The organism is Psychrobacter coccoides, from assembly GCF_017498085.1.
Lineage (GTDB): Bacteria > Pseudomonadota > Gammaproteobacteria > Pseudomonadales > Moraxellaceae > Psychrobacter > Psychrobacter coccoides.
This window is the reverse complement of record NZ_JAGBKM010000002.1, coordinates 65772-90501: the sequence shown is the minus strand read 5'-3', so window position 1 is coordinate 90501 and position 24730 is coordinate 65772. Positions and strand designations below refer to the sequence as shown.

Sequence of the window (24730 nt, the reverse complement as noted above, 5' to 3'; positions counted from 1 at the left end):
TATGTTGTAGTTATCATCTAAAAGCACAGCCATGAGTTCAAGCTAGATTATCGCTAATAGATGGTAAACCTACCATTAGATTAATATTTATTGATTGCCTTATAGCTACGAAAAAGCATCTTTGTAAACACTCAAAAACACCAAATATTTCCATTTATATGAATGAAAAGTTTTTACGCTTCAAACACTTAGTGCTAAGTTTACATTTCGTTACTCAGGGTTGCAAATGATAGCGGAAATTATTGTAAATGGGAATGACCGTTTAAGCAATTAAAGCAAAAACTTTATAAATCTTATTTTTTAATAACCAAATATAATTTCACTCATAAAAAAAAGCGACCGAAGTCGCTTTTTTTATATTACTTTTAGATCAATAATTTGTCGCTTACTGCATTTGCTCTTTGATCAAGTCACCAATTGTTTTTGGCTGAGCATCTGTTGCTTGTGGCGCGTTGCTACCTAGATCTTTGATTGCTTGACGCTCTTCAGCTTCGTCTTTTGCTTTAATTGACAGGCTGATGTTGCGTGTCTTACGATCTACGCTGATGATCTTCGCTTCGACGTCATCACCAACACTTAGGTGCTTGGTAGCGTCTTCAACACGGTCACGCTGAATCTCTGACGCACGTAGATATGCTTCAACTTCATCAGCAAGCTCAATCGTAGCACCTTTGGCGTCTACTTCTTTCACTTTACCGTTAACGATAGCACCGCGGTCATTAGCGACTAGGTATTCGTTAAATGGATCTGAGCTTAGCTGCTTGATACCTAGGCTAATACGATTTGCTTCTGCATCTACAGACAATACCATCGCTTCAACGGTGTCGCCTTTGTTGTAGTTACGAATCGCTTCTTCGCCAGTTTCGTTCCAAGAAATATCAGACAGATGTACTAGACCGTCGATACCACCGTCTAGACCGATAAAGATACCAAAGTCAGTGATTGACTTAATAGTGCCTTCGATCTTATCACCACGCTCATGCTTCTTATCAAACTCATCCCATGGGTTTGCTAGTGTTTGCTTGATGCCGAGGCTGATACGACGACGCTCTTCATCGATATCTAGAATCATCACATCAACTTCATCACCCACTTGTACTACTTTTGATGGGTGGATATTTTTGTTGGTATGATCCATCTCTGAGACGTGTACTAGACCTTCGATACCTTCAGCAATCTCAGCAAAACAACCATAGTCAGTTAGGTTGGTCACGCGAGCTTTAACAATGCTGCCTACTGGATAAGTACCACCTACATTGTCCCAAGGATCAGTTCCTAGCTGCTTTAGACCTAAGCTAACACGGTTGCGCTCACGATCAAACTTCAGTACTTTAACCTTTAGGTCTTGACCCACTTCAACCACCTCAGATGGGTGCTTGATGCGGCGCCATGCCATATCAGTGATGTGAAGTAGTCCGTCGATACCACCTAAGTCTACAAACGCACCATAGTCAGTAAGGTTCTTCACGATACCTTCGATCTCGATACCTTCTTCAAGCTTATTGAGTAGCTCTTCGCGCTCAGCTGAGTTTTCAGCTTCCATCACTGCACGGCGGCTTACCACAACGTTATTACGCTTTTGGTCTAGCTTGATAACTTTAAACTCTAACTCTTTACCTTCTAGATGTGTCGTGTCACGAATCGGACGTACATCTACTAAAGAACCAGGTAGGAACGCGCGTACTGAACCCACGTCTACGGTGAAGCCACCTTTAACTTTGCTAGAAATGATACCTTTTACAATCTCATCATTATCAAAGATTTTTTCGAGGGCATTCCACGTTTCGACGCGCTTGGCTTTTTCGCGTGACAGCAGGGTCTGACCCATACCGTTATCGACTGCTTCAACCACGACATCAACGCTATCGCCAACTTCAACTTCAAGTTCGCCTTCTTCGCTTAAAAACTCTTCACGAGCAACAATACCTTCAGATTTAAGACCAGTATCTACAGTGATCCAGTCATTATCGATGGCTACTACAGCACCTGTGATGACCGAGCCACGCTCGATATCCAGACCCTGCTCTTCAATGCTCGCTTCAAATAGTTCAGCAAATGATTCCATTATGTCTACCTTTGTATAGCCGTATCCTGTCCAGCACAGTACGGATCAAATTTATGATTATATAAAACGTGAATACTGGTTTTATATCTTATACAACCATATAAAAAACTTTTGTTGGTAATAAGCGTACTATATTGGCTCATTAGCAACAACAGTCTTTTTGTGAATTGCTTACTTAATATAAGTAATCATGGTCAAAGCCGCTGTCTTTCTGTTCCTTTTTTTGCTATCGACAGCTTATAGCGAAACGCCCCCTACTATCATATTTAAACCGTTAGCGTCAGTTGAAAACAAAACGATTAAAATTTCAAAAGCGTTAAGCCGTAAAGCAGATACCTTGCTTTTGGCAATAAGCCTTTACTTGCTCATAAACAGCACTGGCATCCAATGTCGAGCTGTCTATCACTAAGGCGTCTGCTGCCGGTTTTGATGGTGCAGTAGCACGATTTTCATCACGGGCGTCACGAGCCTTAATCGTCGCTAAAATCGCATCAAAGTCCGCAGCTTGGTGGTTATTTAACAACTGAGCCACTCGGCGCTGCGCACGTGCCTCAGCACTAGCAGTCAAAAAAACCTTCACATCGGCATCTGGAAATACGACAGTACCCATGTCTCGGCCATCAGCGACAAGTCCCGAGCGGGTTGCCATATCTTGTTGCAACTTGAGTAATGCCTGACGCACTTGACTAAATACCGCAATCTGTGAGGCATAACCGCCAACGGTTTCATTGCGCACTTGCTCACCTACCGCCTCTCCATTCACTACAATATCGACCCGACCTGAGTCGTTATTGGGTACAAAGGAGATATCAAGACTTTGGGTTAATACCAACAAAGCATTTTCGTCAATCGGCTGACTGGCATCTGCTGATACTAAACCCGCTTCGTAAGCTTTTAAGCCTACGATACGGTATAAAGCACCAGAGTCCAATAACTGATAATTTAATGCTTGAGCTAAACGCCAAGTGACCGTACCTTTGCCCGCGCCGCTGGGACCATCAATACAGATCACAGGATAACGCATCATGGCTTGATTATTACCGTTATCAAATAAAGCGCCATCAGGTATAGGTTCAGTCATGCTAATCACTCAAATTATATATAGACGCTACTTGTACTGGGGATTCAATCGCCTAAAAACCACAATATTACATTATATATCAAACACTTAAGTACAACTTAAGTGTTGCAGCACCAAATAGGGCGATATTATAACAAGAAAACGGCATCATCACCATGGCTGATATTTATATTTCATCACGATGTTGTTTTATCAGTAACTGCTTTGCCTGCTGTATTTTTTTTGCTGACTTACGACGCTCCCGAAAAAACGCTTTGAGCAGTTGGCTACTGTGTGCGCTACACAAGCCCTGATCCACTTCAAGCGTATGATTATAAAAATCTTGAGCAGGCAAGTTTAGTTGACTGCCAACCATACCTGCCCGTGGCTCACTAGCAGCAAAAACGAGTCTGGCGACACGTGCATGTATCAGCGCACCAACGCACATAGTACACGGCTCAAGGGTGACATATAAAGTCGTACCTGCTGGTAAACGGTAATTATTGAATGCAGCGCAGGCTTCTCTAATCGCAATGACTTCTGCATGAGCGGTGGCATCATGACGACTTATTGGTTGATTAAACCCTTGACCAATAACCTGCTGATTATGTACCAGCACTGCACCGACTGGTACTTCTCCAAGCGCTGCCCCTCGCTGAGCAAGCTCGAGCGCATGATGCATCCATTGAACGTCTTCAATGGGCCAAAAACGACAAAGACTTAAGTCAGGCGGGCGCAAACTATCACGGCTCAATTGAAACGGCTGTATAACAAAACGTGTCATCATCAATAGCTACTGAGGCAATTGCCAATCAATAGGCGTCTGACCGTGTTGAGACAGATAGTCATTGGTTTTAGAGAACGGCTTAGAGCCAAAAAACCCACCGCGATTGGCTGCAAGTGGTGAAGGATGAACCGCCGTCAGAATCAAATGCTTATCCGTATCGATATACTTGCCCTTTTTTTGTGCTTTACTGCCCCACAGTATAAAAACTGTGTGCTCTGTTTGCTCGTTGACCACATCAATCACCGCATCAGTAAATTGCTCCCAGCCTTTGTTTTGATGGCTGTTTGGCTCACCTTCTTTGACAGTCAAGGAGCTGTTTAATAGCAGTACGCCTTCCTGCGCCCAATGCGTTAAATCCCCATGAGCAGAGTGCTGAGTGCCAATATCATCCGCCATTTCTTTTAGGACATTATTAAGTGAGGGTGGCTTTGGAATGGCCTTTGGTACAGAAAATGACAGCCCCATGGCTTGACCTGGACGATGATAAGGATCTTGACCCAAAATAACGACCTTAACTTGCGATAAGGGGGTTAAGTTAAAAGCATTGAACATTAAGTGAGCAGGAGGATAGATACTGTTCTGCGACTGATATTCCTCTTTTAAAAAAGCACGTAAATTGTCCATATTGGCAGACGTCAGCTCATCCGCTAAAGCGGTTTTCCAGTCCTCTGGCAAACGCACCTTATCTAAAATCGCTTGTTTTTGCTCTGGTGTTTTGGTGTTTGTTTCATCGAACAGTCCCATGACATATCCTTTATATTTTTATAAACTAAAGCCCTGCTGATAAGGGTAAGGCCTCATATCTACCTTATAATGAATTATAGCAATAAAAAAACGGCTACCACAGTCATATGGTAACCGTTTCAACAGATGATAAATTATCAGCTGGCTAGTGACTCAGAATCTGGACGCGGTTCGTGAGTTTCAACCACAGTCAATACGATACGACTGTCGGTTGAGGCTTTATCACGTTTGTCAATATTCATAGATGGTTTTTGTAAATCTACAGCCACTTCATCAGACTCTAAAGTAACATGCACCACCCCACCATTGACCAACTCACCAAATAAAATCATATTTGCCAACGGCTTTTTGATTTCATCTTGAATCAGGCGCTGCATAGGACGTGCTCCCATCAAGCGATCATAGCCTTTATGCGCCAGATAGTCACGAACCTCATCATCAATCTCCAGCGTCACCTGCTTGTCATCAAGCTGAGCTTGTAACTCTACCAAGAACTTATCAACCACTGACACCACGACCGAGGTATCTAGAGCATTAAACTGTATAATGGCATCTAGGCGGTTACGGAATTCAGGCGTAAAGACACGCTTGAGTGCTTCGGTGTTGTCACGGCTATGGTCTTGCTCAGTAAAGCCCATAGAAGAGCGGCTGATACTATCGGCACCGACGTTGGTGGTCATAATGATAATAACCTGCTTGAAACTGGCCACACGGCCATTATTATCCGTTAAAGTACCATGATCCATGACTTGCAATAACAAGTTAAAGACATCAGGGTGCGCTTTTTCGATCTCATCAAGCAACAACACACAATGTGGGTGCTGATTGATCTTTTCAGTTAGCAGACCTCCTTGATCAAAGCCGACATAACCCGGCGGCGCACCGATGAGACGTGAGGCCGTATGCGCTTCCATATACTCTGACATATCAAAACGCACCAACTCTACCCCTAACAGATTTGCCAGCTGGCGGGACACTTCTGTCTTACCCACCCCTGTAGGTCCTGCAAACATAAACGAACCGATTGGCTTATCCGCCTCTTTTAGACCCGCTCTCGATAACTTAATGGCATCTGCTAATGTCTCAATCGCTTCATCCTGACCAAATACCAAGTGCTTAAGATCACGATCTAAATGCTCGAGTATGCTTTTATCATCAGAGGATACGGATTTAGGCGGAATACGTGCAAGCTTAGCGATAATTGCTTCAATATCAGCAACATCGATTTTGATCATCGCCTTTTTGCTGTTCGCCGTTTGTAAGTCATCTATATCGTCTGACAGATCTTCTGCTTTGGCAGTTACAGCATCTTTCTGCACGTTTTCAGCAGCAGTATCAGGCTCAGCTTCGGTATAATCTTGCTGATCGATGCTTTGTTCTAAATCAGCAATAAAGCTCTCTTCTGCATCGAGGTCTTTGCTATCAGGCACTACGCCTAAGCGTTTGTAAGCTCCTGCTTCATCGATCACATCAATCGCTTTGTCTGGCAAGAAGCGCTCATGAATGTGCTTAGATGACAGTTGCACTGCAGACACCAACGCTTCGTCAGTGTATTCAACATTATGAAACTCTTCATAGCGTGGCTTTAGTCCACGTAAAATATCAATGGTATCGTCCACACTTGGCTCTTTGACATCAATTTTTTGGAAACGACGTGAAAGCGCATGGTCTTTTTCAAACACTTGACGATACTCAGTAAAAGTCGTCGAGCCTATGCAGCGTAGCTCACCATTGGCCAGTGCTGGCTTGATTAAGTTTGAGACATCCATATTGCTGCTCATCGATGAGCCTGCACCGATAATCATATGAATTTCATCGATAAACAAAATCGCATTCGGTTTTTTCTTTAACGCATCAAGTAACGACTTCATACGTTTTTCAAAATCACCGCGATACTTAGTTCCTGCAATAAGCGCACCGATATCAAGACTATAAATCACGCAGCCATTGAGTGGCTTTGGTGCTTTATCATTGATAATCAACCACGCTAGGCCTTCGGCAATCGAGGTTTTACCCACACCAGGCTCACCCACCAATAGCGGGTTGTTTTTGCGGCGACGGCACAACACCTGCGCTGTACGCTCAATCTCAGACGCTCGGCCAATCAAAGGATCTGTCTTACCTTCAGCGGCACGTTGATTTAAGTTGCTAGCAAACTCTACTAAAGGATCTTTGCTGGTTTTTTCAGACGCACTACGGCGCTCACCCGTCATTGATGCCCGTGGCTCAGACGGCTCATCTTTATCTTGACCGTGTGAGAGATATTGTGTCAGCTCTAAACGACTGATGCCTTGTTTTTTGAGCAAATACACAGCATAGGTATCGTGCTCAGAGAACATCGAAACCAAAATATCCGATCCTTCAACCAGACGACCACCCCCGATCGACTGCACATGAAAGATAGCACGCTGCAAAATACGATCAAAGCTCTGGGTGGGCTGCGGCGATTGCTCCATATCCGCATCTATAGTCGGCGTATGCTTGCTAATATAAGCTTCCAGCTCGGTACGTAGATTTGAGATATTGGCATTACAAGCGGTCAAGGTATTGGCCGCATGGGTGTTTTCTAAAAGCGCTAATAGTAAGTGCTCTACAGTAAGGTACTCGTGTGATTTTTGGCGCGCAAGCGTCATTGCTAAACGCAAAGAAACTTCAAGATGACGACTTAACATAACAATTTCCTACAGTTATACATGTTTTTATAATTCAACAGCTTAGAGATTAAATCAGGGCGACAGACAGATTGTTCAAGGGCCATAAGTTGGTTTTAACCATCAATAGTAACTTCTAATCATTCAAACATTACTCTTGGTAGCCAATAGATTTGCAACACTATAATCTTACACAGCGCTTCAACACACTAAGCTTACTATCACGTTTTACGACACTATATCTTCATATCAACACGATAGGCCATTATAGTCAATCTATAAAAACGTACCAAAATGTATCCATGCATCTAGATGCATATGAGCATTAAGACATAATATATCCACTATTTACTGATAGTCACTAATCATTGAGATAAGTACTGAACGTGACAACATCAAGCGATACCTTTTCATACCTTGCTCTTATCCCAGACTGTTAATCAAGGTTACTTAAAGACAGCAATCGTGTTAATAACGCTGATGCATGAAATAAGGACAAATAAAACGTGAAGTTGACTTTGAAGATAGTGTGAAGGATTAAAAGACAGCACTATTAAAGAACTCTTTAATAGTTATCCATAATACTAATATGAGGGAGGTTTGATAAAAATCAAGAATAAACAAGGACATACGGTGCATGAAGAGCGGTATATCTATGAGAAAATAAAGCAGTGTTGTGCAAGCTGTTTCGGGCGCACCGGCCGTATGCTTACTCGCCTTGATGAGGTTCTATTTGAGTCAGTAATGGATAGCCTTCACGATGGGCCAAACTGTTTACTTTTTTTGCTTTTGTTTCAGCAATATCTTTAGGATAGATACCAGCGATGCCTTTACTGCTGTTATGAATGGTCAGCATAATCTCAACCGCAGTATCAATATTATGGCGAAACTCAGACTGCAGAATGTACACTACAAACTCCATTGGTGTGTAGTTATCATTATACATGACTACCGCATACATTGGCGGCTTGGCAATCTCAGGCTCTGCTACCAGTACATCTGCTTGGGGGTCAGTATCGGTATCACTGTCGTGAGCTCGATGGTCAGCTGGCAAAGTGGCAGGCAAACTTGGAAAGTGCCAATCTAAAACCGCAGGTTCGGCATGGATGAATCTTTGTATCATGGTCATAGTCAAATAATATTATAAAATAAACTGAGAATATAAAAGTGAGAGTGGTGATCACGTCATCACCATGACAACTGTGGTCATTGACGTGTTTAGGGCTGAATCGGACTTTGATCGATCTCTGGTAGGTCTAAAAGTGACAATGGCATACTATCGACCCTATCACCCAGCTGCCAGTCATATAACTGCTCAACCTCCTGACCATCTGCTTCTAGACTCAGCTTAACCTGCAGGGGATCAAAGTTATCGGGCATCACAAAGCGCCCTCGTATACGTACGATGCCTTCGATGGCATAGCCTGTAGGATTTAGCGGCACCTCTACAAAGCTATCTTGATTTTGTAAGGTCAAAGTCACTGTTAGACTCTTGGCCTCTCCGTCTTCACTAAGCATCCCTACATCAAAGCCATATTCAAAAGCGTTTTCGGGCAAGGGTTCAATTTTAGCACCAAGTACTTGTAGTGCCATACCGCCTTGTTCCGTAATAACCTTGGCATACAACTGATTGAGCTGTGCAACCTGCTCGCTTTCTACTTTTAGCTCTTGCTGATTGCGACGCAGCTCTTCTAGGTTTGCCAAGCTAATTGCCAGCTCTTGCTTGGCGGTCTCTGCCTGACTGCTTAATACTTTATTACTGATACGTAAGTCTTCGAGTTCATTCGTCACCTGCTCATTATCAATGGCTGCTTGCTCAGTCTCTGTCTGTAAAGCATGATAGCCACGTTGATAACCAAACATGTGGCCAAAAGTCAGCGCCACCACCGCCGTAGTCAGCACCGCTACCGCAAATAAGGCAAATAGCAACGTCGATGCACCTTGCTGCTGACAACCAACCGTTGAACTATTTTTTATACGGCTTTTTATATGACTTTTTATACGATAGGCCTTATACATGGATGACTGCATTATCAAATCAGGTTTAGCTTCAGAAGGTACATATATAAAGGCGTGACCTACTAAAAATGCTGACTGCAAAGGCGAGCAAAAAGCAGATTTGAGACGCATTTAGACAGTATTTCTTAACCGTAAGAACAAAATAGTATAACGGAATTTAAAGTCAATACCTAGCAAAGGGCTGTAAGTAGAATGACTTAACAGTAAAGGTTCTGTAATAACTGATTAGACCATTATATGTCAAATTATTGACGCAGCGTTAAGGGACAATGGGCGCTGCATTCAAGCCTAACGTCTCATCAAGCCCAAACATCACGTTCATGTTTTGAATCGCCTGCCCTGCTGCGCCTTTTACTAGATTGTCCTGCACAACCATAACCGTAAGCTCACCACGTGTTGCATCTTGATGGACCGCAATACGTAGGCGGTTGCTGGCACGCACACTGCGAGTATCAGGGTAGACGCCTGCTGGCAACACATCAATAAACGCCTCTTCAGCATAACTGGTCTCAAATGCTTGTTGCCAATCTACAGCACAGCCCTCTGTAGTTAGCTCCAGATGTATAGTGCTGAACATACCACGAATCATCGGCACCAAATGTGGTAAAAAACGGATTTTGTGCTTAAACTGACTGCTTAATAACTGCTCAATACCTTGTTCAATTTCTGGTAAATGACGATGCCCTTTTATACCGTAAGCCTTAAAGTTATCAGTCGTTTCCGCATAATTGAGTGCTAAGCTTGCCTGGCGACCCGCACCCGAAACCCCTGACTTGGCATCAATCACGATGCGGGGCTCAATCAAACGGGTATCTTGCTTATTTTGCAGCTCAATGATTGGTTTTAGTCCCAATATTGCAGTCGTTGGATAGCAACCCGGGTTCCCCACGACTAAAGCGTCAGCAAGCTTTTCTCGATTGATTTCAGGTAGGCCATACACGGCACTTTTTAGCAACTCTGGACAGCTATGTGGCTGCTGATACCAGGTTTCAAAGTCTATCAATGACTGCAGACGAAAGTCAGCCGCCAAATCCACCACTTTCACACCCGCTTGCGTTAAAGCTTCCGCTTGCTTCATCGCTACACCATGCGGGGTTGCAAAAAACACCACATCACATTTTTGTAAAGCATCTAACGTCTCATCACCCAGATCACTAAACACAATGTCTGAGATCCCGCGCAAACTTGGAAATATCTCATCCGCACGAGTACCTGCTTCACTGCGTGAAGTCAGTAGATCAATGGACACCTCAGGATGAGCGGATAACAGACGGATCAGTTCAACACCTGTATAGCCCGTCCCGCCAACGATAGCTGCTGATATCATAAGATGTCCTTTTACTAATAAGTCATTAAATGTAGCACTTTAAATATCGCATTAAAGTCTAGTGGTAGTGTATGTCTGCCTATGATTGACGACACTTAAATCTGATAATCATGTACCGCATCGATAAATACTTTTGCACGCTCAGGATCAACCCACTGAGTGATACCATGACCTAAGTTTGCCACATAGCCCGTTTTTTCACCATTGGCGTAAGCACGATCGAGCATCGCTGTAGTCTCAGAACGAATGAGCTCGGGCGAGCCATAGAGCGTGGCTGGATCTAAGTTACCCTGAATGGCTTTATTACGCTGTATTTTTTTATGTTGTTTGGTGAGGTTGCGCTGGCTTTCTGCCAAGACTTGACGGGCACGATCGAGCGGCATCGTCCAATCGAGACCTAAAGCATCCGCCTCACTATCAGCTTGGATATCAAGCCAGAGGCCACCACCTTTGGTGAATAAGACCACAGGTATATCTGGATGACGTACCTTCAACTCAGCAACGATACGCTTATTGTAAGCATGCGAAAAGTCCACAAACTGACGATGGGCTAATGCACCACCCCAACTGTCAAATATTTGTAATATCTGAGCCCCTGCCACGACTTGCGCATCCAAATAGTCAATCACAGCGACCGCCAGCTTATCTAATAGCTGATGTAAAAACTCAGGGTTACTATATAAGAAGCCCTTAGTATAGCGATAATCTTTTGAGCTGCCTCCTTCAATCATGTAAGTGGCAAGCGTCCAAGGACTACCAGAAAAACCAAATAAAGGCACTTGACCGTTTAATGCTTTACGAATGCTGGTCACTGCACGCATGACATAGTCGAGCGAATCATTGACATCAAGCGTAGGCAATCTATCAAGATCTGCTTGTTTGCGGATAGGGTGCTTAAACTTAGGGCCCTCGCCTGTCTCAAAGTATAGACCCAGACCCATCGCATCAGGAATGGTCAAAATATCACTAAATAAGATCGCAGCATCTAAGTCCATACGGCGTAAAGGCTGTAGCGTCACTTCAGTAGCACGGGCGGTGTCTCGGCACAAGCTCATAAAATCACCGGCTTCTGCACGTGTGGCTTTATATTCTGGCAAATAACGGCCAGCTTGACGCATCATCCATACAGGCGTCGTATCTATAGGCTCAAAACGCAGCGCTCGCAGCAACCTATCGTTTTTTAATGGCGCAAAGTTATGCTGGTTTGCGTTGGTATTATCTAAAGCGCTCATGCACAAATCTCCAAAATGCTAAAAATCTCATCGCTGACATCGTCAAAAATAAGAATGAATAATAAATAAATCAGATTAAACCACCATGAAAAACCATTACCTCAAGGCATCTAATATAAACAAGGTAGCTGACAGCAACATAGTGGATCACATAGACAATGCTAAATTATCACGATGAACCATAACCACACGCTCTTCTTTATCACCAAGAATCTTGTCAAACTTCTCTGTACGCTCCCGAGCCACTTGGCGAGCGTCATAGGATGAAAAGTTGACTTGACCCACTGCCAAACGCTCACTGGTGTCTTGATGAACGATCTCTACCACATCACCTTCATCAAAGTCGCCACGTACCTCTACGACACCTACTGGTAATAAGCTCTTATTTAATTCGGTCAACGCTTTGGCAGCACCGTCATCGACTATCAAGGTACCTGACATACGTAAATGGGCAGCTATCCACTGTTTACGAGCGATGATTTTATCTTGCTCATTGGTGGTTAATAAAGTACCCACTGCTTCACCTGACACCACACGAGTGATGACATTATCAATAGCACCACTCACAATGACTGTTGGACAGCCACCCATAGCGGCTAGGCGACCGGCACGTATCTTGGTCAACATGCCACCACGTCCTAATTTGCCGCCATCACCGGCGATATCAAACAGATAATCTGCCATAGCTCGCTCTTGGCGAATCATTTTTGCATCAGGATTTTCACGAGGATTGTCAGTAAAGACGCCTTCTTGGTCAGTTAAGATAATATATAAATCGGCATGAACCATAGCGGCTGCCATCGCCCCTAAAGTATCGTTATCACCAAACTTAATCTCATCAATCGTAATAGTATCGTTTTCGTTGATGACTGGTAGCACTCGCCAATCTAGTAGCTGAGTCAATGCACTGGCTGTGTTCAAATAACGGCTACGATTTGATAAGTCATCATGAGTCAGCAATAACTGCGAGCTTTGTACACCATGCTGAATCAATGCTGACCACCAGGTTTCGATCAGCCCCATTTGCCCGATAGACGCACAGGCTTGTAACGCCGCAAGTTTTTTTGGCCGCTCTTCTAAGTTCATGCGCACCACACCCTCTGCTACCGCACCTGAAGATACCAGTAGTACCTCCATGCCTTGGTTGTGTAGTTTTGCGATTTGTTTTGCCCACTCATAAATGGCAGTACGATCCAGCCCACGACCATTATTGGTTAATAGCGATGAGCCAATCTTGACAATAACACGCTGAATATCAAAGTTACGGTCTTGCTTAATAAACCTTGCTTCTTCGGTCGTTTGTTCTATGTCACCTGCCATAAAAACTCCTATCTATACTATTTATTGCGAATTAAATTTATACATTATGTGTTTGTAAATAAGCGCCCTATCACTCTACTGTCTTAGAGCGCATCGGTTATCAATAAGGAGCATACACCACTTCAACGTCGTTATCATCATCGTCATCATCAGGTAGCTCTAGCCCCTCACGCTCAGCCTTACGAGCGGCGCGATAAGCTTCTCGCTGCGCTTCGGTATTGCGCCGCACTTCTGCCTCTAAGCGCTCAAAACGCTCTTTTTGTGCCTCAGCAAAGATGGGGTCTTCCTCTTCACGCTCACGCTCGCGCTCGATCTCATTCATAAGGTGGTATTTAACCGCATCTACCCCTTCGCCAGTCAAGGTTGAGGTACGAAATACTATGCCTGTCCAACCCAGCTCTGCCACGATATGTGTACATACTTCGTTTAGATCTTCATCAGCGATTTGATCCGTTTTATTTAATACTAAGATTTGTGGCAAGTCGGCAAGCTCAGGCGAAAAACGCTCCAGCTCATTTAAGATAACACGGGCGTTTTCTACAGGATCGCTGCCGTCAATAGGCTTAATATCCACGATGTGCAATAAGCGACGTGTACGAGCCACGTGCTTTAAGAAGCGAATACCAAGACCTGCCCCTTCTGATGCGCCCTCGATCAGTCCTGGAATATCAGCCATGACGAACGAGCGATGAACCCCGACATCGACTACGCCTAAGTTGGGCACTAAAGTAGTAAAAGGATAATCAGCAACCTTGGGCTTGGCCGCAGAAACTTGACGAATAAAAGTGGATTTCCCAGCGTTAGGTAGACCTATTAGTCCCACGTCAGCGACTACTTTTAGCTCAAACTTCAATACTTTAAGCTCCCCTTCAAAACCAGATGTGGCTTTGCGAGGTGCTTGATTGGTTGAGCTCTTAAAATGAGTGTTACCTAAACCGCCATCACCACCTTTAGCGACCAGTACCGTCTGACCGATCTCTGTCATATCACCAATGACTTCATCGGTCTCAGTATCGATAATCGTGGTACCAATCGGTACAGGCAAAAAGATATCTTCAGCCCCTTTTCCTGAGCAGTTCTTACTTTGTCCGTTTTCCCCACGGCGGGCGTCATAGCGGCGAGTGTAACGGTAGTCTACTAGAGTGTTGGTATTGTCATCAGCAATGACATACACATCGCCACCGCTACCACCATCACCACCATCAGGGCCACCACGTGGGACGTATTTCTCTCGGCGGAAGCTGGCGATTCCATTACCACCGTCACCTGCTTTTACCGTTACGACGGCTTCATCAATAAATCGCATGTTACTTTCCTTAATGACAGTCTATGACTGTTTTAATTTTTACGCAGGCACTTTATAAGGGTCTATGTATCCGCACCGTTTAGGATAAAAATTGACTTATTAAAAAGTGACTTATTAATAAGTGTTCTACTAAACGCCAAAATGCCTGGCTAGACTGCTATTATTATAAAAGCAAAACGCATTTGCATCTATAATAATAGTAGCCATCCTTATGTCAACAACACCCGATGACCAAATGGACTATCGGGTGCTGTAAATACTGCCTAATACCTCATCATACTGCTTACGTCTTGTCTAAAACCATCTGACCTATTTCAGCAGTTTATGAGCAGTTATTATGCAGGAATTTGAGTATAGTTAATACCTGCCATTTGCGTGGCCAAACGTAGTACTTGTGTACTATAACCCACTTCATTGTCATACCAGATATAAACGGTAGCATGATTGTCAGTGACAATAGTCGCTTGCGCATCTACGATACCGACATGCTGAGTGCCGACGAAGTCGGTAGATACGGCTTCTGTAGAGTCAGTATAAGCGATTTGTGACTGCCACGTGCTACTGTTGGCCATTTTGCGCATGAACTCATTTAATGCCTCTGCACTTTCTGGCGCTTTTTTTAAGTTCAAGTTCAGTATTGCTAAACTTACATTTGGCGTTGGTACACGAATCGCATTACCTGTCAGTTTACCGCTCAGCTCAGGTAGCGCTTTACCAACCGCTTTTGCAGCTCCTGTACTGGTGATGACCATATTTAATACTGCACTACGGCCACGGCGGTCGGCTTTATGATAGTTGTCAATCAAGTTTTGATCGTTGGTAAAGGCATGAATCGTCTCGACATGACCATTTTCGATACCAAACTCATCATTTAAAACCTTTAATGATGGCGTGATAGCATTGGTCGTACAGCTGGCAGCACTGACGATAGTGTCGTCACCGATGGTGTCATTATTGACGCCATAAACGACGTTTTTGATCTCACCGCCTGCAGGTGCTGTCAGCAATACCTTTTGCACCCCTTTGGCTTGCAAGTGCTTACCAAGACCGGCTTCATCCTTCCAAATACCTGTATTGTCAATAATTAAGGCATTGTCGATACCATAGGCCGTATAATCGATCTCACTTGGATCGTTGGCATAAATCACTTGTACAAAACGGCCATTAATAACCATGCCGTTATTGTCCTCATCGATACTGACACCGCCCGCAAAGCTACCATGAATTGAGTCACGCTCAAGTAATGAAGCACGCTTCGCCAAATCCCCAGCGGCTGCAGGACGTACGACGATGGCTTTTAGTTGCAACCCTTTAGCGCTTGATGCTTGAGACAGCAACAAACGAGTTAATATGCGCCCGATACGACCGAAGCCATATAACACCACGTCAGTAGCCTCATTAATCGCTTGTTTATCTGTATTAATGGCTTGCAAAGCTGACTGTATATCACTGTCATTTGCAATCAATTGACCGACATCGACACGGGCGGCCTGAATATCGCTGCTAGCTGCTAAAGCCTTGACCATCGCTAAAGTATCTGCAATCGCAATGGGCTGAGCGTCTGTATCACGTAGGGCTGCTTTTTGATGCAATGCCAATACCTGACCGACTGAAGTGGTATCCAAAGTTTCACCGAACAAAGTCACTTGTACATCTTGTTCATTATATAGTTTATTTAATAGTCCAATCAGCTCAATCGCTTGTTGTTCTTGATTGTTATAGCTGCTTAAATGGTCTTGATGCAATTGGCGTAAGGTATCAGCTTGGCTCACGAGAAACATCCTTATGGTCAGTAAAATGTAATGAATTGAAGTTGATGATGTATAACAACAGAAATGTCAGATAAGAGTACTATTGAGAAACTAGGGTCAATCGCTACGATATAGGGCTACCATGACAAGATAATAAATGTTGTACAGGGCTATTACCCTCATCAAGGCAATTAATGGCTAATGATTTTAGCTCAAAACGCCTTATTTTGCCAGTGATAACCATTATTACTAACATTTGCCCCTAAAAAGCAGTGCTTTTCAGAGCAAATGGTATTTTTAAATAGAATATACAGATCAAAGATTGACACAACGAGTGTATCATAAAGCATTCTGCTATCTAAATATAATGCTATTGAATATCAAGGTACCAGCTTGACCGTTTGACCATCGTGCTCAGTAAGCTTAAATTCTTTTAGATTATAGCCTTGTTGCTGGGCAATCTGACGATATTTGGCATAAGTTTGTTGAGAGATATTAGGCGAGCGTGCTAGCAACCATAGATAGTCCAGATCAGGCGTTCCTACTAGCGCGGTTTGATAACTTGGATCATGCGCCAGTACCCAGTAATCTGCACGTCCGACAGGCAACCAGCGAATCCAAGAAGGTAAAAAGGTCACTTTCAATTTGCTTCCCGCCGCATCGACAGGCTTCGCAACACCTTCAGCCTCAATAAACTCGCCATCTTCGCCTTTGCATCTGTTTAATACCGAAATGTTTGAGCTCTCTGCTGTTTCGGTATAAGTGGCTGTAACATCACTCACGCAGTTGCGCTGAAAATACATCGGTAGCCGCCCTATCTCGTACCAAGTGCCAACATATTGCTTGAGGTCAATACTGTCTACTGGCGTTGGCTCATTGGCAGAATGATGAACAATCGTTGTGGGCGTCACTTCTGCTGTCTTCGTCATGGCCTTTTCATCACTTTCAGTAGGTATAACCGCAGACGCTGCATAGGCAGAAATGGCTGCTAATGGCACAATAATAGCCAGCGCAATCCCAGTATGCTTGAGTAATCCATTCATAAACACACGCTCCGGAATCTGACTGTTTGGTTCTGTCTCATTCTGCTTAGTTTTTAAAGTCTCAGACGGCTTTTGATTAAGGTAAGAGACTTTTTCATTCCACTGCTCGTGTGCAGCCACAGCGAGATGCTGATGGTCGTATTCATCATCATTACTGGCGGCTCCGGTTTGAGTGCGGCTTAAGTATTGCTTGTTGCGTTTTTGGCACTGCTGAGACGGCTCATCGGTTGTCTCTCGATGAGCGTTCTCTAAAACAGTAGGCTCATTACTTTTTATATTGGTTTTCATAAGATTATCACTGCTCTATAAATAATTCATACTAAATGTCTAGTCAGTATAACGCCCGTGATATTTGATTATGAGACCATATAAAAGATGGGGTCGTAAACAGGTCAATAGAGCGTTTTAGAGACTCATTCTTAAGACTGATTACTGACTTATATTCACTTAAAAATTTCATATAATATAGTAAGGATATCCCTATCGTAAAAACAGTGTGACAATGTAGGGAATCGCAACGGTTTGTAAGTATTGCTTTCTTTACTCCATAAAACGCATATAAAGTTACTAAAACACTAAGTCTAAATACCAAGCAAAAAATAAATGCTGCAACTTATTCAATAGGATAACAGCCGATAATAAAAACGGCCTATCCACTTTGAACATTTTGACCACACTCATCGTCATTGCGAGATTTCTCAAGTAACGCTTTTGCAATTAGTGGCTTTGTAAAAACTGTCTAATACCTGCTATAGCTGCTGCACCCTGTACTTTAGCGTCTTGTAACAAATCTGGGGCAAGGCCACCTAAGCCAATGACAGGGATATCTGCATGCGCTGCAAGTGCTGACCACTGTATCCAGCCAAGTGGTACGGTATCTGGATGAGTCTGGGTAGCCAACACAGGCGACAAAAACATCCCGATCACTACTGGCAAACCTTGCTGTATACGCTCGGCAGCCAACTGATTGGCGGCATAAATACTGTCTAGATCGTGACAACTTACTATGATTGGCTGGTCTGACGATAATGGTGGGCGCTTCTGAGAGGTATCCTTGGCGCCTGCATACCAGTGCATTAAATCACCATGCGTCAAGTGCGTGGCGACAACCTGAGGTTCTGTGAGTGCCGATTTTGACGCTGTCTGATCGAGCAAGGACTCAGCAAGCATGGAGCCATCAAACGTAAAATCATCGGGCACAATCATCTGCAAATCTGGACGCAACTGCATCAGCTGCTTGGTTATCGCTTTTGAGTCTGGGGCTTTGATTCGAACATAAACCCATGCCTGTGCTGCTAGGTGCTGCCGATGATATGCCAACCACGCTGCTGCTGGATCTGTATGCTGGTCAAAGTCTGATAATGCGTAAGTCACTGTTATCAAAGACGGCAATCGTAACCAAGTAAGAATCGTTTGATTAGCCGCAGGTAAAGGATATTTGCCAGCGAGCACTTCATCTTTATCTGCCCATGTCAGCGCCTGACCCTCTAGACCATACTGACAGTATTTATGCTGGTCATACTGTCTGGTTGTCAGTTCAATCTTGTAGACCTGCAGGCATACTTGCTTATCACTATAATCGTGATGTAAACGCCCGAGCTTGACGATGGTATTGTCATGAATATTAATACCTGTCTCTTCATTGACCTCACGTATGAGGGCCTGCTTGTCCGTTTCATCTGCATCTATCTTGCCACCGACAAACTCGTAGCGATTGCCCTGGTGCTGTTTGGCACTTCGAAACCCTAGCAGATACTGCTCTTGATAATGAATCACTGCCACAGCGACATTGACGATATGGGTTTGCGCAGCAACTCGCTGTTGCTCTGACTTTATGGACATAAAATAGCCTCTACTGTTTAAAAATGACAAAAGCTTATATGACTGTGGTTTACACAACGACTAATATTTATTTTAAAATTCGCTTGCAAAAAACCTCAATGTAAATGATAATTATTATCGTTATCAGCTTATTTGCTATAGCTTGTTTGTCGTTTACTTGACCTGATCAAAAGGATTTTATTATGAGCTTAGTTATTTCACGTTTTCTTAACCAACGCGAAAACCGTTTGCCCACTTTGCAATCACAGCACCTGTTTGCGCTTACCAAAGAAGTGCGTATCGAGCACGAAGGTGAAGAATACCGCTTACGACTTACTCGTAACAACCGCCTCATTTTAACGAAATAACCGGTTAGAGTTGACGCAGCGACAGTAAAAACTCAATTATTTAACACAATAAAAAACGCCTTTAAAAGGCGTTTTTTATTGTGTTTATAGCGTCTGTTAAAACTGCCAACTATAAACCACGTCGACTGCATTTTCTGCCGCAGATGTCGCCTCTACATAGATACGGCGTGTGAGCTGATAACGGATCGATAAGCTGTTTTGAGCATTGAACACACCAACACCATAGCGTATATACAAATCAGGCGTGACGTAACCGGTTACATTGACATTTGTGTCTTCGCTATTGCCTGACGCATCTACGGTCAGACTCTGTAAGCCAAAAGCCTGTCCGATTTGATTGGTTAAGCTGCGTGTACCGCTTAGCCCGAAGCTCAGGCCAGCAGCGGCTAAGTTGTTGGTTACTCGAGATTTAAAGCCCTGTTCACTAATCTGGGTGGCACCTGTATTACTGAGACGACCTGTCACAAGCGCATTCATGGCCTGCTGCTGCGTGAGCCCTGCATTGTTAAAGACAACAATATTTGGGTTTTCCGTATCGCCTTTGACTCGCAGACCTACCGTTTTACCTTCGATTGTTTTTACCGCTTCGATGCTCAAATTGGGCTTCATAACATCACCATTAAAGCGTATTTGTCCATAGTTGAGCTCTAAGTTCTGGCCAAAAGCATCGATGTTGGTACGGCGAGAGACTTGAACCACACCTTTTGCACGCATCACACCCATGCCATTTTGGGTAATATTCAAAGCACCTGCCAGCGGCAATACCGCGCCAAAGCCACGGAAATTCACATCATCACCCAAATCAATACCGATATCAGCGTTGATTGACCATGGTTTTGAGACAGCCAAAACCTCATCAATATTACCAATGAGGCGCCGATCAAGGACCACAGCATCTTCGGTCTGCGTGATAATATCTTCACTAGCTTCGGGAGGGCGAATGGTCGCTGATGGCACACTAACCGCCCCTTCAATATTGACATAACGTTCTTCTGGACGCACGATGATATCAATATCAGGATTGACTTCTGCCAACAATAAAGGCGGCTGTGTCAAGACCAGTCTTTCTCCAATAACACTAAGTTTGGCTTGTAGCTTTTGTTTCCAATCAATGGTTCCTGTCAACTCACCAGCCCCCGAGCCGCTGTTAAACTGTCCGTCAATTGTCGCTTGCATACCACGAACTTTAGCAACAGCATCGATATTGGTTAGATTGACAGGCAAATCGAGCATGGCGACGCGTCCATTAGCGAGCTTGATATCTCCATAAAGCTGTGGCTTGCTAAGCGTACCACCTAAACCTCCTGCCATGGTGATATTGCCCTCTAGAGCACGCATACCTGGGAAGAAAGGCTTGAAAATAGCCAGATTGAGCTCGTTTAGTACCAAGGCTCCTGATATGGGCTTAGGCGTTTTGTACGGATCTACGACGACTTCTGCATAACCACGGGCACCATGTCCTGTATTAATATCTGTCCGTAGCTTTAGACCTTCAGGTACTGACATAGCAATCAGTGACACCCGCTCATATGGGAAGGTAACAGGCGCAATATCATCCTCTTGAATCAGACCAATTTTACCGTTATCTGAATATAAGGTTGTATTGATAGTAGGCGGACGACCTTGCTGCCAGCCCACCACAGCTTTACCATTAATAGTGCCATGCCAGTCGATGTCTTTTGGTAAAAACACCGAAAACAAGGAGGTATCAAACTTTTGTAAAACAAGATCAACTTGACCACTGGCTTTGGATGCTAGCAGATTTTCACGAAGACACAGCTTACCCGTTTGATCTGCCGCTTGCCAACAATGCGCTGCCAGCTGTACTTTTAGGTCACTGCTACCGCTGTTTTGCGGCTTAGGCAAATGAACGATCAGCTGTGCCGGTTGTCGCTGGTTTAAGGTGGCATAAGTTGACTGTAAACGGCCTTTACCGATGACGCCTGACCAACTAAGCTGATCACGATTGAAGCCACCTTTAAGGCGGCCTGACACATCAAGCTTGTCATTGGCCACCTCAATATCTAGCACATGTGCCTGCTCAGTGCCGCTAAAAGATGCATTTACATCTTCAAAGCTTTGCTCTGCAACCTCTAGACCCTCTGCATCGATCACAAATTGGCTTGGACTATTGGCCAAGTTGACTAATTTTCCACGTATTCGACCTTGACGCAAAATAAATCCAGGCAAGGCTATTCGCTCACCGAGTAGATCAACATAAATCGTCGGCAACGCCTGCCCTACAGGTTGTGATAATGTCGCACCGCCGGTCACCTGCCCTGCAAGCTTGTCTGAGAGCTGATCAAGACTAGTAATATTTATCTTGGCTTGTAACTGCTTGGCATCACCATCAGCTGTTAGATAGTTATCACCCAAACGTAATATCAGGTTGTCAGCATCTAGACTATCAATAAGTGCATTTACCTGCTGGTACTGAGCTTCAGCATCTTGGGCTTTTAGACGTTCAAAATAACTGGTTAAATCTTCAGGCAGCTGCAACTGAGCAGTCAAGCGACCTTGAGCATTTAAAGGTTGGTCTTTTAATGTCCCTCTCAGATTGATTTGTTGTAGATTGATCACTTGCTGCGCTTTGCCCCAACGCCCATCGGTATTCACAGTGCCCGTAATGGCGCTTGGCATCTCTTTAGAGAAATAGCCTAGATTAAAGCGATCCATGACAGCATTGATATCCCAAGCGATACCTTGGCGCACATCAACCGTACCTTTGGCATCGATGCTGCCTGCTGCACCCGCATGACGGAAGCGCTTGATCTGAATCAGTTGTGAATCACCACTGGCATCTATGGTCAGCTTGCCCGCAGGTAGCTGCTTGGAGTCCAGAACACCATCAAAGTCTACTGCAAAACGCTGCAACACACCGCCTGCATCAGGACGGTTTTTGGGTGCAGGTTGCCATTGACCACTGGTGTTCAAATCACCGCTAAGAATAGCTGGGTTGTCTGGTAAAAAATAACCCAAATCAAAATCATCAAAGCGTCCTGTAACCATCCAGCCGATGTCTTGACGTAAGTCTATCACCCCTTTCACCTTCGCTGCGCCTGCCTCACCCGCATAATCTAACTGGCGAACATTAATAAGCTTGGGCGTACCAGCAGCATTGATTGATAATCTACCATCAGGGACATCCAAGGTCTCTAGCTGACCATCGAAACGAGCGTCAAACACTGACAGCTCGCCACCCACCAGATCAATACTCGCATCACCACCACCGACGATACCAATATCACGGCTGTCTTGCGTCGCATCCAGCTGGGCTTGTAAGTCGGTGCTTTTTAGATTAACAATATGACGTTGACCTTTGACACCGTTTTTGGTGATATTAAGTAGACGACCATTGGCACTGAGCGTACCTGTTAGCCGCTCTAATGGTAGGTCGCTACGATACTGCTTGGGCAATAGGCCATTGGTACGAGCTTCAATCTGCCATGTGAGTGGCCGTCTCTGAGTAGCCAGCTGTATTTGACCTGTACCGGTCAAATCACCGACGATGCCTTTATAATTAAGGTGATTGATATTGATGACATCATCTACTTTGCGCACACCTAGATTATAATTGCCTTTAGGGGCTGCATTTAACTCGTTGATAAGTGCATTGGCATCGACAGACAGACGCGAGCCACGCACGATGACATCAGCCTGTCCACGCGGACTGTCTATATCACCAATATCAGGCACATTGCGGCGAATGAGGTTTTGCCATCTAGCGTCTACATACCAAGGGGCGGTTTGTGCGGACTTGGGAGATACCTTACCACGCACGATATTTGCATTGACATGCTCACCATCACGCTGACGCAGATCAGCATCGATTTGTAGATTGCCGGCCAGGTTTTGGTGTTGGTAATGCAGCGACAGCCTTCCGTCGAGCTTTTGTGGGGCATAGGCTTTGAAATCAGCATAGTCATTAGGTATGGCCTGACGCACATCAAAATTACTGCCCAACGCTCGTACCTTGGCATCAAAGCTATCTTGCCAGTCTAATATGCCTTGTAGCAATAATCGGCCAGCAGGGACATCAGCATCCAAACGATCAATGCGCAGCTGACTGTCGGCGATGATGCCCCGGCCTTGATAGTGTCCAGATGGAATGTCTTTGGCGGTCAGTTCAGTATTGATACGCAAACGTATCTCAGAGATAACGCCTGTTGCGGTCGCCATACCTTGTTTTAGGTGAATATTTTGATCTTCGGCATAAGGAATCAGGACATCATCCCACTGCAGTTTGGCTTGGAAGGGTGCGTTTTCATCCAACCCCTGCACGACAAACTCTCCACGCACATCATCTTCGTTATAACGGCTACGAACCTTACCAACTGTCCGTTTTACACTGCCAGTAGCGGTAATGTTAAGTGGATCGACATATGCTTTTTCTAGAGCGCTGACTTCCACAATAGCAGACATGTCGAGCGGATAGTCTCCTTGCAGATCTATATCTCCTGTCAGAGCGCCTACTTTGACAATATCAGCATAACGCAAGTCACCACGTCCAACACTCACCTGACTTCCTACCCAAGTAAGATCTCGAGCAGCAATATCATGGACAACGACAGGCTTCTTAGTCACTTGCTTATAAACGATACGTTTAATTTTGGCCTGATCAAAACGCAGGTTAACAGGCAACTGCAAGGTTTTATAATCAAAAGGCTCATCTGTTGGCGGTGCATTATTGATAATCTCTATTCGCTGAATATCAGCGTCACGTAGGTGCACTTCTTTGGCAAATACTGCTCGCCAGCCTACTTTGACATAGGCCTTGTCCACCAAGATTTGCAGGTCTTCGGTTGCCTGCATGTCGATATCAGTGACCCAAATACCATCTCGCAGATTACCGTCGCCATATTTGAGCGCAACGCCTGTTTCAGCGCCAACTTTCTCTAAAAGAAACTTAGTGCCTGACTGTGTCCCTGCTATATAAAAAAATATCAGAAACATAATCACTAGCACCATGATTATGATGATCAATAATTTCAGCAAAAAAGGCAGTGGATACCAGCGACGCACCGCACGGGCATCTCTTTGGGCAGGATCTTCATCCGATGGATGATCAGGCGGGGTCTTTTTGGTAAACATGACACTCAACTACGTTAAAAGATTATTACCAACAATCGCCATATTCTGTGGTGACAGCTGACTAAAGTTTATACCATAGTACGCTTGGCAAAGGCTTTATTTATTACAAACAAGAGTATGATAAATATAAGTTCCGTATCGGCGG

Annotated in this window: 16 protein-coding genes; 1 reads left to right on the top strand and 15 read right to left on the bottom strand. The window is 44.4% G+C overall.

Annotated elements, in window-relative coordinates:
• Window positions 1-385: 385 nt before the first annotated feature.
• From rpsA to J3492_RS01785, 14 genes are all read right to left on the bottom strand, one after another.
• A complete protein-coding gene (gene rpsA, locus J3492_RS01850) occupies window positions 386-2065 on the bottom strand; it encodes a 30S ribosomal protein S1 (protein WP_207989173.1) in 1680 nt (559 codons plus the stop codon).
• Window positions 2066-2381: 316 nt separating this feature from the next.
• The gene (gene cmk / locus J3492_RS01845) at window positions 2382-3089 is read right to left on the bottom strand and encodes a (d)CMP kinase (protein WP_207989472.1); all 708 of its coding nucleotides are present in this window, start codon (window positions 3087-3089) and stop codon (window positions 2382-2384) included.
• A 223-nt stretch (window positions 3090-3312) separates the two neighbouring features.
• Window positions 3313-3912 carry a tRNA adenosine(34) deaminase TadA gene (gene tadA / locus J3492_RS01840; protein ID WP_243453049.1) on the bottom strand — a complete coding sequence of 200 codons (600 nt, stop codon included), beginning with the start codon at window positions 3910-3912 and terminating at the stop codon, window positions 3313-3315.
• Between the two features lie 6 nt (window positions 3913-3918).
• The gene (locus J3492_RS01835; protein WP_207989171.1) at window positions 3919-4656 is read right to left on the bottom strand and encodes a uracil-DNA glycosylase; all 738 of its coding nucleotides are present in this window, start codon (window positions 4654-4656) and stop codon (window positions 3919-3921) included.
• A gap of 137 nt (window positions 4657-4793) precedes the next feature.
• A complete protein-coding gene (locus tag J3492_RS01830; RefSeq protein ID WP_207989169.1) occupies window positions 4794-7328 on the bottom strand; it encodes an AAA family ATPase in 2535 nt (844 codons plus the stop codon).
• 688 nt (window positions 7329-8016) lie between these two features.
• Complete coding sequence (locus J3492_RS01825; RefSeq protein ID WP_207989468.1) at window positions 8017-8430, bottom strand: ATP-dependent Clp protease adaptor ClpS; 414 nt, start codon at window positions 8428-8430, stop codon at window positions 8017-8019.
• Window positions 8431-8525: 95 nt separating this feature from the next.
• Window positions 8526-9326, bottom strand: coding sequence for a hypothetical protein (locus J3492_RS01820; protein WP_243453048.1), 801 nt, complete (start codon window positions 9324-9326; stop codon window positions 8526-8528).
• Window positions 9327-9585: 259 nt separating this feature from the next.
• Complete coding sequence (gene argC, locus J3492_RS01815; RefSeq protein ID WP_207989167.1) at window positions 9586-10653, bottom strand: N-acetyl-gamma-glutamyl-phosphate reductase; 1068 nt, start codon at window positions 10651-10653, stop codon at window positions 9586-9588.
• 95 nt (window positions 10654-10748) lie between these two features.
• The gene (gene hemE, locus J3492_RS01810) at window positions 10749-11885 is read right to left on the bottom strand and encodes a uroporphyrinogen decarboxylase (RefSeq protein WP_207989165.1); all 1137 of its coding nucleotides are present in this window, start codon (window positions 11883-11885) and stop codon (window positions 10749-10751) included.
• A gap of 147 nt (window positions 11886-12032) precedes the next feature.
• A complete protein-coding gene (gene proB / locus J3492_RS01805) occupies window positions 12033-13205 on the bottom strand; it encodes a glutamate 5-kinase (RefSeq protein WP_207989163.1) in 1173 nt (390 codons plus the stop codon).
• Window positions 13206-13305: 100 nt separating this feature from the next.
• Window positions 13306-14511: an Obg family GTPase CgtA gene (gene cgtA / locus J3492_RS01800; protein WP_207989161.1), complete on the bottom strand. Its 1206-nt coding sequence runs from the start codon at window positions 14509-14511 to the stop codon at window positions 13306-13308.
• Between the two features lie 335 nt (window positions 14512-14846).
• Window positions 14847-16292: a glyceraldehyde-3-phosphate dehydrogenase gene (locus J3492_RS01795; protein WP_207989151.1), complete on the bottom strand. Its 1446-nt coding sequence runs from the start codon at window positions 16290-16292 to the stop codon at window positions 14847-14849.
• A gap of 350 nt (window positions 16293-16642) precedes the next feature.
• A complete protein-coding gene (locus tag J3492_RS01790; protein WP_207989149.1) occupies window positions 16643-17593 on the bottom strand; it encodes a lipocalin family protein in 951 nt (316 codons plus the stop codon).
• A gap of 429 nt (window positions 17594-18022) precedes the next feature.
• Window positions 18023-19147, bottom strand: a complete 1125-nt coding sequence (locus J3492_RS01785) for an NUDIX domain-containing protein (protein WP_207989147.1) — start codon at window positions 19145-19147, stop codon at window positions 18023-18025.
• Between the two features lie 182 nt (window positions 19148-19329).
• Between J3492_RS01785 and hemP the strand changes: the two genes are divergently transcribed.
• Entirely contained in the window at window positions 19330-19494 is a 165-nt protein-coding gene (hemP, locus tag J3492_RS01780; RefSeq protein WP_201574229.1) for a hemin uptake protein HemP, read from the top strand.
• A 96-nt stretch (window positions 19495-19590) separates the two neighbouring features.
• On the opposite strand, the gene J3492_RS01775 is transcribed toward hemP, so the two are convergent.
• On the bottom strand, window positions 19591-24585 hold the full coding sequence (locus J3492_RS01775) for a translocation/assembly module TamB domain-containing protein (protein ID WP_207989145.1): 4995 nt from the start codon (window positions 24583-24585) through the stop codon (window positions 19591-19593).
• Window positions 24586-24730: the final 145 nt, after the last annotated feature.